This window comes from Solirubrobacter soli DSM 22325, assembly GCF_000423665.1.
Taxonomy (GTDB): domain Bacteria; phylum Actinomycetota; class Thermoleophilia; order Solirubrobacterales; family Solirubrobacteraceae; genus Solirubrobacter; species Solirubrobacter soli.
Genome location: NZ_AUIK01000008.1, coordinates 527,169 through 541,360, shown reverse-complemented (window position 1 = coordinate 541,360; position 14,192 = coordinate 527,169). Strand labels below are relative to the sequence as shown.

Sequence of the window (14,192 nt, the reverse complement as noted above, 5' to 3'; positions counted from 1 at the left end):
GTCGTCGCCTGTGCTGACCCGGCGTGAGGTCTCCGAGGTCCTCGCGGTCGCGTTCCTGAGCGGCGAGTGGCACTTCGAGGAGCTCCAGCGGCGGGCGCGGCGCGCGCTCGGACGGCGCGCGTGGCTGCGACCGCTGGCGATCGAGGTCGTCGACGCGTATCGCCGGCCGCCGCTGGACCGCCGCCGCGAGCTGGTCGCGTACATCGAGCACGCGATCCCGCGAAGGGTGCGGCTGCCGCCGCGCATCCTCCGGCAGCCCACGTTCCACCCCGCCATGGGCTTCGCCCGCTGGCCGGTGCCGCGGATCGACACGGTCGGCGACCTGGCGGCGTTCCTCGGGCTGGAGGTGGGCGAGCTGGAGTGGTTCGCCGACGTGCGCGGGCTCGAGCGGGTGGTGGACGACGAGCGGCTGCGCCACTACCGGTACACGCGGCTGCCTCGCGCGTCCGGCCCGCCACGGGTGCTGGAAGCCCCGAAGCCGCGCCTGAAGGCGCTGCAGCGGCGGCTCCTGCGCGAGGTGCTGGCCTTCGTGCCGGTCCACCCGGCGGCGCACGGGTTCGTCGGTGGGCGCTCGGCGCGCACGCACGCCGCGACGCACGTGGGGCGGCGCGTCGTGGTGCGGGTGGACCTGGAGGACTTCTTCGCGGGCGTGACGGCGGCGCGGGTGTTCGGGATCTTCCGCGCCTGCGGGTATCCGGAGGGCGTCGCGCACGTGCTCACCGGGCTCTGCACGAACGCGGTGCCGGCCGGAGAGTCCGTCGCCGGGCACTGGCGGCTCTCGCGCCGGCTGGCGGCGCCGCACCTCCCGCAGGGCGCCCCGACCTCACCCGCGCTGGCCAACCTCGCCGCGTTCGCGCTCGACCGGCGCCTGTCGGGCCTCGCCGCCGCCGTCGGCGCGCGCTATTCGCGCTACGCCGACGATCTCGTGTTCTCCAGCGACACCCACCTGCGGACGCCGGTCGCGGCGATCGGCGGGATCGCGCGCGACGAGGGCTTCCAGGTGAACGCCGGCAAGACGCGGGTGATGGGCCGTGGGCGCCGCCAGACGGTCACGGGCGTCGTCGTCAACGCCCACCCGAACGTGCCGCGCGTCGAGTACGAGCGGTTGAAGGCGACCCTGCATCGGGCGGCGCACGACGGTCCCGCCGGCCTCGACCCCACGGTGCTGCTGGGCCGGATCGCCTGGGTCGAGTCGCTCAACCCGGCTCGCGGCGCCAAGCTCCGGACCGCGTTCGGACACATCGCCTGGACGCCTTTAGAAAACGGGTAGCAGCGTCCAGAAGGCGGGTACCCACGCCTCGGGCCCCGTACTTTCCCCGAGACTCCCCCGAGGACCCACATGCGTACCTGGATTCCCGGCGGCGCCATCTTGCTGGCGCTCGTCGTGCCGCACCCTGCCTTCGCGGCGGGCAAGCTGGACCGCTGGGCGCACCGCTACGACCTGCACGGCGCGTGGCGCGCGAAGGACGCCGACCGCGATGGGCTCAAGAACCGCGAGGAGTACGCGCTGCGGACGAACCCGCGGCGCGCCGACACCGACCGCGACGGCCTGCGCGACGGCGACGAGCTGAGAGCCGCGGCCGATCCGCTCCAGCCCGACACCGATGGCGACGGGGTTCGCGACGGCGACGAGAACGCGGGGGTGATCACCGCGTTCGACGGCACGGTCTTGACCGTCCGCCGCTTCCACGGCCCAGAGCTCGACGTGCTGGTCGACGACACGCTGTGCGCGGGCAGCGACGAGGACCAGGGGTTCGTCGAGACGACCGAGGACGTGTCGGGCGAGGCGCCGGAGGACGACGCCGCGCCGCCGGACGAGGAGGATACGCAGGAGACCGTGGTCGACCTCGGCGGTGACGACGACTACGGCTACGCCGGCTGCTCGGACCCGCGCATCCGCCCGGGTGCCGTGGTGTCGAGCATCGAGCTGATCCCCGACGACGCGGGCGAGCTGATCGCCACGGCGGTCAATCTCGCGCCGACAGGCGGGTGAGCTCGGCGCGGGCGCGCGCGGCGAACCCGTCCGCGCCGCGGGCCTCCGCGGCGGCCAGCACCGTCTGCGCGATCGCCACGGCGCCGTCGCGATCGCCGGAGACATGGGCGGTCCAGGCGCGGGCCAGGCCGAGCTCCTCGCCGACGCCGCGGCCGGCGGGATGCGGGATGCGGTCGAGCTCCGCGATCGCCGCCCGCGCGTGGGCGGCATCGCCCGCCTGCGCCGCCGCCTGGGCCATGCCCGCGAGCGCGGCCGGGCGCATCGCGACGGGGTCCGACCCCCGCAGCAGGACCGCGCTCTCGCGAAACCAGCGCAGCGCGGCCTCGGTGTCGCCCCGCGAGAGCCAGACGTGGCCGAGCAGCAGCGCGGCGACGGCCCAGCCCTGCTCGTCGGTCGCCGCCGCGTAGGCGCGCTCGGCCTCGTACGTGGCCTCGTGGAGGCTTCCGGCGAGCCAGTGCGCGAGCGCCTGCGCTCCGGCCAGCTGCCGCTGCGAGGCGGGTTCCCAGCGCCGCGCGACCGCGACCGCCTCGTCGCGCCGCCCGCACACCGCGAGCGCCTCGGCCATCGCGACCGCCGCGCGGACCCGCGCGGCCTCGGGCGCGCATTCGTCCGCCTCGACCGGCGCCGCCAGCGCCAGCGCGGCCAGCGGATCCCCCTGCGCGAAGGCGAACCGCGCCCGCAGTGCGTGCAGCTCCGGCGCGGCGGTGCGCGCCGTGAGGACCGCTTCGGCGTCGGCGGGGCGGTCGAGCGTCCAGAAGAGGTTCCAGGCGCGGACGAGCGCCAGGGTCGTCGCCCCGCGCTCGTCCGGCGCGGTGAGGTCGGCGAGCAGGCGCTCGGCAGCGTCCGGGCGGCCGGTGGCCATCAACGCCCGCGCCTCGGCGAGGCCCGCGGAGAACCGACACCCGGACTGGAGCGCCGCGCGGGCGAAGCCTTCCTCGGCGAGCCTGGACATGTCAGAGAGGACGCCGGGACCGTCCAGCTATTCCGTGCTACGTCGTCAGCGTGAGCTTGCGCGGGCCCGGGCGGAAGCCGAGGTCGAGCAGCGTCTCCTCGTAGACGGACCCGATGATCGACTCCCCGTCGACCTTCTCCAGCGCGAGGCGCTTGATCCGGCCGCGCTGCACGGATTCGGTGAGCGCCTCCAGCGACGGCTTGATGCGGGGATCGTCCGCCTCGACGAGGATCTGCAGGCCCTTCCCGCCCCGCTCGACGAACAGCACCGGCTCCGCGCCCGCCAGGATCACGTACGCGCCGGCCTGACGGGCCGGGCGCCGGGGCGTGTCCGGCCACTTCAACGCGGCGCCGTAGGGCTGTGCGGGGTCGGTGGCGGCGAGGACGACCGGCGGCGCCGCGTCGTCGTCGCGTTGCGCGCGCAGGCGCTCGACCGCGCCCGGAAGCGCGAACTGCGCGCCGCCGAGCCCTTCGACGAAGTAGCCGCGGCGCGCCACGCCGATCGTCTCCAGCGCGGCCAGCGAGTCATAGAGCGAGGAGAACCCGCCCGGGATGCCTTCGGCGAGGACCTGCTCGCGGGTGACGATGCCGTAGCGCTCGAGCAGCAGCTCGGCCTGCGTGCGGCGCCGCGCGACCGGATCCTCGTCGCGGCCGAACAGCGACGTGGTCAGCGACCAGCGGCCCTGGACGGCCGGCTGGCCGCCGCGGCGGCGCGCGCTGAAGGACCGGCGGGAGGCGCGGGCGCGCTGCGACCACGCCGGGGTGGCGGTGAGCTTCGGCGAGCGCAGCGGCGCGAACGCGTCGTTGGTCGCCTCGCCCGCCCACACGAGGTCCCACAGTCCGTTCTGCAGCTCCTCGGTCGTGAATCCGCCGACGTCGGTCAGCAGGTCGGTGAAGAAGCACGGGCCGGCCTGCAGGCGCGCTCGCACCGCCTCGTGGACCGGTTCCGACGGTGGCTCGCCGGAACGCGGCGGCGGGCCGATCAGCTGCGCGTCGTCGCGGAAGTACAGCGCGACCCGTCCGGACCGGCGACCCAGGGCGCCGGCACCGATCCAGACGATCTCGCCCGCCGCGCACAGCTGGTCCATCCACGCGGGCGAGTACGCGCCGGTGCGCCGCGGCAGCACGTCGCGCTCCCACACCTCCAGCGGCAGCGGCAGTCCCTGCAGCGGGACGAGGATCTCGCGCAGCCGGTCGATTCCCGCGCCGGTCGGCGGGTGGCGGTCGACACCCTGCCAGGAGGCCTGGAAGCGGGCGAAGGCGCGCTGGTCGGCGGGCTCGATCTCGGCCCGCAGCGCGGCCAGCGACGCCCGCCGGAGCCGTCGCAGCACCTCCGGGTCGCACCACTCGCGCTGCGTCCCGCCCGGGCGCAGCTCGCCGCGCACGAGATGGCCACCCTGTTCGAGCCGCTCGAGCACCGGCGTGAGGTCGAGGCCGTAGCGGTCCTTCAACGCCCGGCCCTCGAATGGACCGTGCGTGCGGGCGTAGCGGCGGACGAGCCGCTCCATCGCGTCCGGGACGTCGGCGATGAACGCCTCGGGCAGCCCCGAGGGCGGGACCGCGCCCAGCGCGTCGCGGAACAGGCCGGCATCCTCGGCCGCGACCCAGCGCTGCTCGCCCCCCACCCGCAGCAGCGCCGCGCGCCGCTCGCCTCGCAGCTGCTCCAGCCACGCGACGGTCCCGCCGCGCGCCAAGGCCTCGTCCACGGTGAGGTCGCCGACCCTGCGCAGCACGTCGTGCAGCGCGTCGACCGTGTCCGCCCGTGTGCGATCCGAGAGCCGCTGCAGGTCGGCCTCGACGGTCTCCAGCGCGCCCGGGTCGATCAGCTCGCGCAGCTCCTCTTGGCCGAGCAGCTCGCGCAGCAGCTCCCGGTCGAGCGCCAATGCGGCCGCGCGCCGCTCGGCGTTGGGCTGGTCGCCCTCGTACATGTAGGTCGCGACGTAGTCGAAGAGCAGCGAGGACGCGAACGGCGAGGCGGTCTGCGTCTCGACCTCGACCAGCGAGAGCTCGCGCCGGTGCAGCTTGGTCAGCAGCTCGTGCAGGCCCGGCAGGTCCAGCACGTCGCGCAGGACCTCGCGGTAGGTCTCGAGCACGATCGGGAACTGCGCGTAGCGGCGCGCGACCTCCAGCAGCGACTGCGACTTGAGCCGCTGCTGCCAGAGCGGTGTCCGCCGCCCGGGATACGCCCGCGGGATCAGCAGCGCGCGTCCCGCGTTCTCGCGGAACCGCGCCCCGAACAGGGCCGACCCACCCAGCTCGCCGACCACGAGGTCCTCGAGCTCGTCCGGCTCGATCATCACGAGCTCCTCGCCGGGCGCCTCGTCGGCGTCGGGGAGGTGGACGATGATGCCGTCGTCGGACCAGATGGCGTCCGACTCCAGGCCGTAGACCTCGCGGATGCGAGCGCTCAACGCCAGTCCCCAGGCGGCATGGACGCGGCCGCCGAACGGCGACAGCACGCAGACCCGCCAGTCGCCGATCTCGTCGCGGAAGCGCTCGATCACGATCGTGCGATCGCTCGGGATGACCCGCGTCGCCTCCTGCTGCTCGCGCAGGTACTCGAGCAGGTTCGACGCCGCCTTCGGGTCGAGGTCGTAGCCGTCGGCGAGCGTCTCCTTGTCCTGCTCGACCGCCCAGCGGGCGAAGGCGCCGATCGCCTCCCCGAGCTCGCGTGGGCGCCCGAGGCCGTCGCCCTTCCAGAACGGAACGGCGCCCGGCACGCCCGGCGCCGGGGTGACGATCACGCGGTCGCGGGTGATCTCCTCGATCCGCCACGACGACGCGCCGAGCAGGAAGACCTGGCCCGCGCGCGCCTCGTAGACCATCTCCTCGTCGAGCTCGCCGACGCGGCGGCCGTCCGGGAGGTTGACCGAGAACAGGCCACGGTCCGGGATCGTGCCGGCGTTGGTGATCGCCAACGCGCGCGAGCCCTTCCGCGCCCGGATCGTCCCCGCCACACGGTCCCACACGATCCGCGGCCGCAGCTCGCCGAATTCCTCGGACGGATACCGCCCGTCGAGCATGTCGAGCACGTTCTCGAGCTGCTGTCGCGAGAGCTCGGAGTAGGTGTAGGTCCGCGCGAGCATCGCCGCCAGCACGTCGACCGACAGCACCTCGTCCTCGGCCGACGCCGCCATCGCCACGATCTGCTGCGCCAGCACGTCGAGCGGATTGCGCGGGACGACGGTGGTCTCGATCAACCCCTCGCGCATGCGTTGCGCGACGACCGCGCATTCGAGGAGGTCCGCCCGGAACTTGGGGAAGATCCGGCCCTTCGAGGTGTCGCCGACGTTGTGGCCCGCGCGCCCGATGCGCTGCAGGCCGGCCGTGACCGACTTCGGCGACTCGACCTGCAGCACGAGGTCGACCGCGCCCATGTCGATGCCCAGCTCCAAGGAGGACGTCGCGACGAGGCAGGGGAGCTCGCCCGCTTTGAGCTGCTCCTCGACGACCAGCCGCTCCTCACGGGCGAGGCTGCCGTGGTGCGCCCGCGCCAGCGGTTCCTCGGCGAGCTCGTTGAGCCGCAGCGCCAACCGTTCCGCCGCGCGGCGGTTGTTGACGAAGATCAGCGTCGAGCGGTGCTCCTTGACCAGCTTGAGCAGCTCGGGGTAGATCGCGGGCCAGATCGACTTGCGCGTGGCCTCGCCGCCCGCGAAGGGGTCCAGCTCGAGGTCCATCTGCTCCGGCTCGACCATCGACTCCACCGGGACGTGGATCTTCAAGTCCAGCGGCTTGCGCACGCCGGTGTCGACCACGGTCACGCGCCGCTTGGGCCCGACCATGAAGCGGCCCACTTCCTCCAGCGGGTTCTGGGTCGCCGAGAGGCCGACCCGCTGCACGTCGCGGCCCGCTTGCTCGACCAGTCGCTCCAGCGTGATCGCCAGGTGTGCCCCGCGCTTGGTCTGCGCGACCGCGTGGATCTCGTCCAGGATCACGGTCTCCGTGCCCTCGAAGATCTCCCGGGCGCCGGAGGTGAGCATCAGATAGAGCGACTCCGGTGTCGTGATCAGCACGTCCGGCGGGTGCTTGACCATGTCGCGCCGCTCCTTCTGCGGCGTGTCACCGGTCCGGATCGCGACGTTGAGCTCCGCCCCGATCCCACGCAGCGGCGCGCGCAGGTTCTTCTCCACGTCGTACGACAGCGCCTTCAGCGGGGAGACGTAGACGAGCCGCGTCTGCTCATGGGTCGGCTTCGCGACGAAGCGATCCAGCCCGTAGAGGAACGCGGCGAGCGTCTTGCCCGAGCCCGTCGGCGCCGAGATCAGGACGTGCTCGCCGGTCGCGATCGCCGGCCACGCCTGCTCCTGCGCGGCCGTCGGCGCCGCGAACGCACGCCCGAACCACTCGCGTACCTGTGGGGTGAAGTGAGCGAGGGGATCGGCCATCACAGCACCGTACGGTACGACGATTTGCGGTCAGGTAGTGACCGGAATCGGCACGACGGTGCGACGCCACACCACGGCCATGACGGCGCCCAACGCGGAGACGGCCGCGGCGATGACGAACGCGGTCCGCCAGCCCGGGCCTTCGACCAGCGCCCCGCACACCGCCGCGCCGATCGCGATCCCGCCGACGAACGCCGTGATCGGCCACGTGTAGGCCTCGGTGCGCATACCGGGCGGAGCGACGCCGCCGACGAGCTCGTTGCGGGTGGCGAGCAGCGGCGCGATGCAGCAGCCGGCCGGGAGGACGAGCAGGCCCATCACCCAGACCGACGGGGCGACCGCCAGCGGCAGCAGCGTCAGCGGCAGCAGCCCGCCGACGATCAGGTGGGTGCGGAACAGGCCCCACGGCCGCGGCAGGGTGCCGTAGAGAAGGCCGCCGATCAGGCTGCCGAACGACCACAGCGCGAGCAGGACGCCCGCCGCCGCGGCTGTGCCCTCCGCGCGGCTGAAGGCCGGGATCCCGACCTCGAGCATGCCGAGCCCGACGCCCGTCGGCAGCGAGATCAGCACGAGCGTGCGCACGCCGGGCGACGCGAGCGCGCCCAGCAGCCCGCCCTCGTGGTGTTCCTCTTCGCGCTCGACGTGCTGGGTCGGCGGCAGCGCGGTGAACACCGTGTTGCCGACCACGACGGCCACGGCCGAGACGATCAGGGCGCCCGCCGGCGAGAAGATCGCGGCGATCACCGCGGTCAGCAGCGGGCCGCTGATGAACACCACCTCGATCAGGGTCGAGTCCAGCGCGTAGGCGGCCTGATAGAGGCGTGGCTCGAGCAGGTCGGTCCACATCGAGCGCAGCACGGACGAGGTGGGCGGGATCGCGAACCCGCCGACGAAGCCGGCCACGAGCAGGAGCGCCGTCGGCAGGTCGAGCTCGGCGAAGCCGACGATCGCGCCCAGCGAGAGCGCGTGCACGCACGCCAGCGGGACGAGCACCCGGCGTGCGCCGATGCGATCCACCAGCCGGCCCTGCACGGGGGCGCCGACCGCCGACCCGAACGCGAGCGTCCCGGAGACCGCGCCGGCGATCGCGAACGAGCCGGTCCGCTCGCGCAGGTAGAGGACGATCGCGAGCGCGTTGATCCCGATCGGCAGCCGCGCCAGCAGCGACGACGCGACCAGCGCCGCCACGTAGCGCGAACGCAGGATGTCGCCGTAGCGGCTCACAGCGCCACCGCCGGGATGCCCGAAACCGCACGGGTGGTCCCGCGAAGGCGATTGCCGGGCTCGCTCACGGGCGCGCCGCGCCCGTCACGCGCCCCACGCCATCTCGCGGGCATGCCCGAACACCGCGTCCATCATCGGCGGCGTCAACTTGCCCGTGAACGTGTTCTGCTGGGACGGGTGAAAGCAGCCGAGCAGCGGCCACGGGTCACCGTCGGCGACCACGCCGTGCCCGAACTTCGGCTTCGGGCGGGGCATCGCCGTCCCGCCGAGCACGCTTCGCAGCCGCAGCGCGCTCTCCCACGCGAAGCCGCCGAGGCAGACGACCACGTGGACGTCTGGCAGCAGCGCGACCTCGCCTTCGAGCCACTCCGCGCAGTTCGCCCGCTCCTCCGGCGTCGGCAGGTTCGCGGGCGGCGCGCAGCGGACGGCGGCGACGATGTAGGCGCCGCGCAGTTGGAGCCCGTCACCGCGCTGGATCGACTCGGCCTGGTTGGCGAGCCCGACCCGGTGCAGCGACGCGAACAGGAAGTCGCCCGAGCGGTCGCCGGTGAAGATCCGGCCCGTGCGGTTCCCGCCGTGCGCGGCGGGCGCGAGGCCGAGGATCAGCACCCGCGCGGCGGGATCGCCGAAGCCCTGCATCGGCTTGCCCCAGTAGTCCCACTCGCGGTAGGCGGCTCGCTTCTCGCGCGCGACCTGCTCCCGCCAGTCCACGAGACGCGGGCATCTACGGCAGTCCACGACCGCCTCGTTGAGCGCTTCCAAGGCGGCCATCGGACCATCAGAGCGTACCGGCGGCTACGCTCTCTGACGCATGCCTCGCGCCGCGCTCATCGCTGCCGTTCTCGCGCTCCTCCTGAGCGCGTGCGGCACCGCGACCACCAGCCAGAACAGCAAGTTCACGGGCGCCCAGCAGGACGTCGTGAAGGTCGTGGACGCGCTCGCGCAGGCCGGCAGCCGCGGCAACGCGGAGAAGATCTGCAACGACATCCTGGCCAAGCAGCTCGTCACCGAGCTCAAGTCCGCGGGCGGCGACTGCATCGCCGAGATGGACCGCGCGATCAAGGACGCCAGCGACTACGACCTGCAGGTCACGAGCGTCAAGATCAACGGCAACAACGCCACCGCCCAGGTCCGCCAGGGCAAGGACGGCCAGACGGCCACCTTCACGTTCGTCAAGGAGGGCGGCACGTGGAAGGCGTCCGCCCTCGGCAGCTGAGCGCGCCGTCAGGACGGGTGACGGCGGTCGTCGCGACCGCCACGGACTGGAACGAGTTCCCGCGCCTGTGGCGCGTGCTGCTCGACGAGGTCCGCGAGCACGCGCAGGGCCGCAACGTGATGGTCTACCTGGACGACGTCCCGCACGTCGAGGTGGGTGTGCTCCCGCGCGGCGAGTTCACCCCCGGCGGACGCGTCATCCAGTCCGAGCTTCCCGCGGGTCCCGCCGTCGGCATGACCCACCGCGGGCCGTACGAGCGCCTCGGCGAGACGCACGAGGCCGTGCTCCGCCACATCGCGGAGCACGGCCTGGTCAGGACGGGCGTGCGCTGGGAGATCTACGGCCCCTGGCAGGAAGTGCCCGAGGTCGAGGTCTTCTGGCTAGTACATGCGGATCCGGGGCGCCTTCTCGAAGGCGAGACCGGTGACCTCGTGGATCTCGGTGCCGAGTGAGTAGTACGCGCGGCCGTCGTCGTAGGCGAAGCCGCGCGCCGGGCCCGGGATCGTCAGCGCCACCCGCTCGTCGCGGTCCAGCTTGCGGTTGAAGCGATGGATCTCGCTGTAGGGCTTCTCGCCCTCGCGGCTGAGCATCCAGTAGATCGCGTTGCCGGAGAACGTCGGATTGAGCGTGTCGAAGAAGGCGGGCGAGGCGCCGCCGCCGGGCACGCGCGTGAGCCGCGTGAGCGACGTCTGGCTCGCCAGCCACGGCTCATGGCTCCACTCGCGCGAGCCCGAGAACGTGAAGCGCGAGTTGTGCGAGTCGAGGCTGAACGCCTCCTTGTCGGCGACCTTCGTCGTCTTACCGTGGGCGCGGACGTAGATCGCCTTCTGGGTCGCGTAGACGAGTCGCCCGTTGGAGACCGAGCCGGCGACGGCGCCGTTCGCGCGCAGGTCGCGCTCCTCGCGGGTGCCGAGGTCGAACGAGAAGAGCTTGCCGTCACGCGGGTAGACGGCGATGTCGCCGTCGAGGTCGACGACGAACGGCTTCGACGAGCCGGCGACGTCGATCGGGTCGCCGCCGAGCTGGGTGAGCCGGTACTCGGAGCCGTCCCACGCGCTGTAGAGGACGTTGCCGCCGTCGGCGGCCAGCGGGGTCGGCTTGGCGGTGGTCGCGACGACGGTGTCGGTGGCGGCGTGCGCCGCGGGCGCGGCGACGGCGAGCACCGCCGCGGTGGAGATCAGGAGCTTGGGGAGGAGGAACATGCCTCCACATTGGGCACGCGGCGCGCGCCCACGCGGATCACCCTAGGTGTGCGCGCAACTACACCAAACCTAAAGGGGTCAGGCCCCTTTATCTTCCGAGCTGCGTGTAGCGCGCCTCGGTTGCCTGCTTCTGCGGCTTCCACCACCAGTCGTTGGCGCGGTACCAGTCGATGGTGGCCTGCAGGCCCGCGCGGAAGTCGCCGTAGCGGGGCGTCCAGCCGAGCTGGGTGCGGATCTTGGTCGAGTCGTTGGAGTAGCGCAGGTCGTGGCCTGGCCGGTCCGGGACGTGGTCGTAGGCGTCCGCGGGCTCGTCCAGCAGCTCGAGGATGAGCTCGAGGATCTCCTTGTTGTTGCGCTCGTCGCCGGAGCCGATCAGGTAGGTCTCGCCCGGCGCGCCCTTGCTCAGGATCAGGTGCACGGCCTCGTTGTGGTCGTCCACGTGGGTCCACTCGCGCACGTTCTCGCCCAGGCCGTAGAGCTTCGGGCGCGCGTCGGTGAAGACGTTCGTGATCTGGCGCGGGATGAACTTCTCGACGTGCTGGTAGGGGCCGTAGTTGTTGGCGCAGTTCGACAGCGTCGCGTGGATGCCGAACGACCGGGCCCACGCGCGGACGAGCAGGTCCGAGCCGGCCTTGGTCGCCGAGTACGGCGATGACGGGTCGTACGGCGTCTGCTCGGTGAACTGGTCGTCACCGTCGAGGTCGAGGTCGCCGAAGACCTCGTCGGTGGAGATGTGGTGCAGGCGCTTGCCGTGCTTGCGGACCGCTTCGAGGATCGTGTACGTCCCGACCACGTTGGTCTGGATGAACGGCGCGGGGTCGTGCAGCGAGTTGTCGACGTGGGACTCCGCGGCGAAGTGCACGACCATGTCGCACGCGCCCACGAGCCGGTCGACGAGCGCCGCGTCGCAGATGTCGCCGTGCACGAACTCGATCTCGTCCTGCACCGGCTTGAGCGACTCGCGGTTGCCCGCGTAGGTCAGCGCGTCGAGCACCACGACGTCGTAGTCGGCGTGGTTGCGGAGGGTGTAGTGGGCGAAGTTCGCCCCGATGAACCCGGCACCGCCGGTGACGAGCAGCTTCACGACGCGAGGACCTCTCTGGCGAGCAAGTGGGCGGCGAGCCCCTCCTCCCACGCCGGGAGGACCGGCGCGTCGGAGCGGGTGTTGCCGAGAACGGAGAAGGCGGGCCGCGGCGCGGGCGCGTTGAAGCCGGCGGTCGTGCCCTTGTGGACGGTCGGATGCAGGCCGGCGCGCTCGAACGTCGCGCACGCGAGGTCCCACCACGTGCAGGAGCCGCCGCCCGCGACGTGCAGGACGCCGTGCAGGCGCCCCTCGGCCACGCGAACCAGTGCGGGCGCGAGGTGGCCGGTGTAGGTGGGGCAGCCGAGCTGATCGTCGACGACCGTCAGCTCGTCGCGCTCGGCGCCGAGCCGCAGCATCGTGTCGACGAAGTTCTTGCCGTGCGGGCCGAACACCCACGCGGTGCGGACGATCGCGTGGCGCTCCGGAGCACCGTCGCGGACCGCGATCTCACCCGCGAGCTTGGAGCGCCCGTAGGCGCCGATCGGGCCCGTCGGCGCGTCCTCCGGATACGGCTCCGTCGCGGCGCCGTCGAAGACGTAGTCGGTCGAGACGTGGACGATGTGCGCGCCCACCTCGGCCGCGGCGGCGGCGAGATGACCGGCGCCGTCGCCGTTGACCTGAGTCGCCTGCGCCTCCTCGGTCTCGGCGAGGTCGACGTTCGTCCACGCCGCGCAATTGATCACCGCGTCCGGGCGCGAGTCGCGCACCGCGGCGCGGACCGCATCGGCGTCGGTGATGTCGAGATCGGCGCGGGCAAGGGCGACCACGTCGTGGTCGGCGGCCGCGGCGACGACGTCCGTGCCGAGCATGCCGGCTGCCCCGGTGACGAGAAGGCGCATGGCGACATCAATAGCGCAGACCCTCGGCGGCGCGAAGGGCCAGCGAGAGCTCGAAACGCGCCTCCGGATCCTCCAGTCGCTCGCCGAAGAGCTCACGCAATTGCTTGAGGCGGTAGCGGACGGTCTGGGGGTGGACGTCCAGCGCGGAGGCGATCGCCTGGACCTGTCCGGGGCGGTCCAAATAGGCGCGCAGCGTGATCGCGAGCCGCTCGCGCGGCCCGTCGGCGAGGCCGTCGAGCGGCGCGAGCCGGGTCCGTGCGAGGTCGGCGGAGATGCCGGGCGCGGCGGCGAGCAGCAGCGCGGGAAGGTGCTCGTCGGCGACGATCAAGCCCTGTTCCGATGGGGAGGTCCGATTCTGGACGTCCAGGCGGCCCTGCGCGGCCAGGCGGAAGGCGGCCTCGGCGCGACGCAGCGACCCCGCGGCCTCGGGCCACGCGACCGCCGGTCCGATCGCGCCGAGGTCGCCGTGCAACGCGGCCTCGAGCGCCTTGCGCCGGCCGGGGCCGTCCGGGTCGGGCATCAGGACGACGGCGAGCCCGCCGACGGCCGCGCCCACGGCCCCGGGCCCGAGCCGGCGCGCGAGCCGCGCCGCGATCCCGTCCAGCAGTTCCTCCGACGCCCCCGGCGCACCGCGCGCGGCGGCGAGCCCCTCAGGTTGGTCGGCCTCGGCAGCGACGACCGCCGCCAGGACGCGCGGGAGCGCCCAGCCCGCGGCGGTCGCGGCCGTCCGCACCGCCTCGGTGTCAGCGGCCGGCTCCTGCACCAGCAGCCGCAGCAGGCGCCGGCGGCGGCGCTGCGTCTCGCCCGCGGCCTCGGACTGCGCCTCGGCGAACCCCGCGGCGGACTCGGCCGAGATCTCGTCGATGTAGACGAACATCGCCTCGCCGAGGTCATAGAGCGCATCGGCGGGGAAGCCGGCCTGCGTCCCGGCGTCGACGAAGCGCCGCCAGGCGACCCGGGCGCCGACGCGATAGGCGCTCAACAGGGCGTCGAGCGTCCGGCCCTGCTTGTACTCCCCGGCCCCGAGTTGACGGTACGTGTCCCTTGCATGACGCGGGCCCTGCCCGACGAGCAGGTCGACGAAGCGGTTCAGCGCCACCTGCACGCCGAAGCGCACGGTCTCCCCGAAGCGGCCCTCCATCGGCCGCGCGTAGTCGGGGACTTCCTCGGCGATTGCGGCGACGATCTGGTCCGCAAGCCCCGGCAAGGTCGACCGCAGCGCGTCGGCCGACGGCGGTGACAACGTGGACATTTGTCACGAGGCTACAAGAATCGGCCCGTGCAAGTGTGGCGGGGTG

At 73.1% G+C, this 14,192-nt stretch carries 12 protein-coding genes; 4 read left to right on the top strand and 8 right to left on the bottom strand.

Features of this window, described 5'->3' with window-relative positions:
* The first annotated feature begins 10 nt into the window (after positions 1-10).
* Positions 11-1,270 (top strand): reverse transcriptase family protein, encoded by a 1,260-nt coding sequence (locus G569_RS46185; RefSeq protein WP_037494865.1) that lies wholly within the window; start codon positions 11-13, stop codon positions 1,268-1,270.
* Positions 1,271-1,339: 69 nt separating this feature from the next.
* Positions 1,340-1,993 carry a hypothetical protein gene (locus G569_RS0106755; protein ID WP_037494864.1) on the top strand — a complete coding sequence of 218 codons (654 nt, stop codon included), beginning with the start codon at positions 1,340-1,342 and terminating at the stop codon, positions 1,991-1,993.
* On the opposite strand, the gene G569_RS0106750 is transcribed toward G569_RS0106755, so the two are convergent.
* The 4 genes from G569_RS0106750 to G569_RS0106735 all read right to left on the bottom strand — a co-directional run bounded on the left by G569_RS0106750 (position 1,968) and on the right by G569_RS0106735 (position 9,324).
* A complete protein-coding gene (locus G569_RS0106750; protein WP_028062848.1) occupies positions 1,968-2,945 on the bottom strand; it encodes a tetratricopeptide repeat protein in 978 nt (325 codons plus the stop codon). The genes G569_RS0106755 and G569_RS0106750 overlap by 26 nt on opposite strands.
* 37 nt (positions 2,946-2,982) lie before the next feature.
* Positions 2,983-7,329 (bottom strand): DEAD/DEAH box helicase, encoded by a 4,347-nt coding sequence (locus G569_RS0106745; protein ID WP_028062847.1) that lies wholly within the window; start codon positions 7,327-7,329, stop codon positions 2,983-2,985.
* Between the two features lie 30 nt (positions 7,330-7,359).
* On the bottom strand, positions 7,360-8,553 hold the full coding sequence (locus G569_RS0106740; RefSeq protein ID WP_028062846.1) for an MFS transporter: 1,194 nt from the start codon (positions 8,551-8,553) through the stop codon (positions 7,360-7,362).
* Between the two features lie 84 nt (positions 8,554-8,637).
* Entirely contained in the window at positions 8,638-9,324 is a 687-nt protein-coding gene (locus G569_RS0106735; protein ID WP_028062845.1) for a uracil-DNA glycosylase, read from the bottom strand.
* A 40-nt stretch (positions 9,325-9,364) separates the two neighbouring features.
* Here G569_RS0106735 and G569_RS0106730 point away from each other — a divergent pair, with 40 nt between their 5' ends.
* Both G569_RS0106730 and G569_RS57415 read left to right on the top strand, forming a co-directional pair.
* The gene (locus tag G569_RS0106730) at positions 9,365-9,769 is read left to right on the top strand and encodes an MTB12 C-terminal domain-containing protein (protein WP_028062844.1); all 405 of its coding nucleotides are present in this window, start codon (positions 9,365-9,367) and stop codon (positions 9,767-9,769) included.
* The gene (locus G569_RS57415) at positions 9,742-10,221 is read left to right on the top strand and encodes a GyrI-like domain-containing protein (RefSeq protein ID WP_053225969.1); all 480 of its coding nucleotides are present in this window, start codon (positions 9,742-9,744) and stop codon (positions 10,219-10,221) included. Before G569_RS0106730 ends, G569_RS57415 begins: the two co-directional genes overlap by 28 nt.
* On the opposite strand, the gene G569_RS0106720 is transcribed toward G569_RS57415, so the two are convergent.
* The 4 genes from G569_RS0106720 to G569_RS0106705 all read right to left on the bottom strand — a co-directional run bounded on the left by G569_RS0106720 (position 10,150) and on the right by G569_RS0106705 (position 14,146).
* Positions 10,150-10,971: a hypothetical protein gene (locus G569_RS0106720; protein ID WP_028062843.1), complete on the bottom strand. Its 822-nt coding sequence runs from the start codon at positions 10,969-10,971 to the stop codon at positions 10,150-10,152. The genes G569_RS57415 and G569_RS0106720 overlap by 72 nt on opposite strands.
* 88 nt (positions 10,972-11,059) lie before the next feature.
* Positions 11,060-12,049, bottom strand: a complete 990-nt coding sequence (rfbB, locus tag G569_RS0106715) for a dTDP-glucose 4,6-dehydratase (RefSeq protein ID WP_028062842.1) — start codon at positions 12,047-12,049, stop codon at positions 11,060-11,062.
* Positions 12,050-12,051: 2 nt separating this feature from the next.
* On the bottom strand, positions 12,052-12,894 hold the full coding sequence (gene rfbD, locus G569_RS46175; RefSeq protein WP_037494860.1) for a dTDP-4-dehydrorhamnose reductase: 843 nt from the start codon (positions 12,892-12,894) through the stop codon (positions 12,052-12,054).
* Positions 12,895-12,901: 7 nt separating this feature from the next.
* A complete protein-coding gene (locus G569_RS0106705; RefSeq protein ID WP_028062841.1) occupies positions 12,902-14,146 on the bottom strand; it encodes a PucR family transcriptional regulator in 1,245 nt (414 codons plus the stop codon).
* Between the last annotated feature and the right edge of the window lie 46 nt (positions 14,147-14,192).

What these genes read in the sequence shown, in the direction of transcription:
- G569_RS0106755 (WP_037494864.1), top strand. Translation starts at nt 1,340, where the DNA reads ATGCGTACCTGGATTCCCGGCGGCGCCATCTTGCTGGCGCTCGTCGTG.
- G569_RS0106750 (WP_028062848.1), bottom strand. Translation starts at nt 2,945, where the DNA reads ATGTCCAGGCTCGCCGAGGAAGGCTTCGCCCGCGCGGCGCTCCAGTCC.
- G569_RS0106745 (WP_028062847.1), bottom strand. Translation starts at nt 7,329, where the DNA reads ATGGCCGATCCCCTCGCTCACTTCACCCCACAGGTACGCGAGTGGTTC.
- G569_RS0106735 (WP_028062845.1), bottom strand. Translation starts at nt 9,324, where the DNA reads ATGGCCGCCTTGGAAGCGCTCAACGAGGCGGTCGTGGACTGCCGTAGA.
- G569_RS0106730 (WP_028062844.1), top strand. Translation starts at nt 9,365, where the DNA reads ATGCCTCGCGCCGCGCTCATCGCTGCCGTTCTCGCGCTCCTCCTGAGC.
- G569_RS0106720 (WP_028062843.1), bottom strand. Translation starts at nt 10,971, where the DNA reads ATGTTCCTCCTCCCCAAGCTCCTGATCTCCACCGCGGCGGTGCTCGCC.
- rfbD (WP_037494860.1), bottom strand. Translation starts at nt 12,894, where the DNA reads ATGCGCCTTCTCGTCACCGGGGCAGCCGGCATGCTCGGCACGGACGTC.
- G569_RS0106705 (WP_028062841.1), bottom strand. Translation starts at nt 14,146, where the DNA reads ATGTCCACGTTGTCACCGCCGTCGGCCGACGCGCTGCGGTCGACCTTG.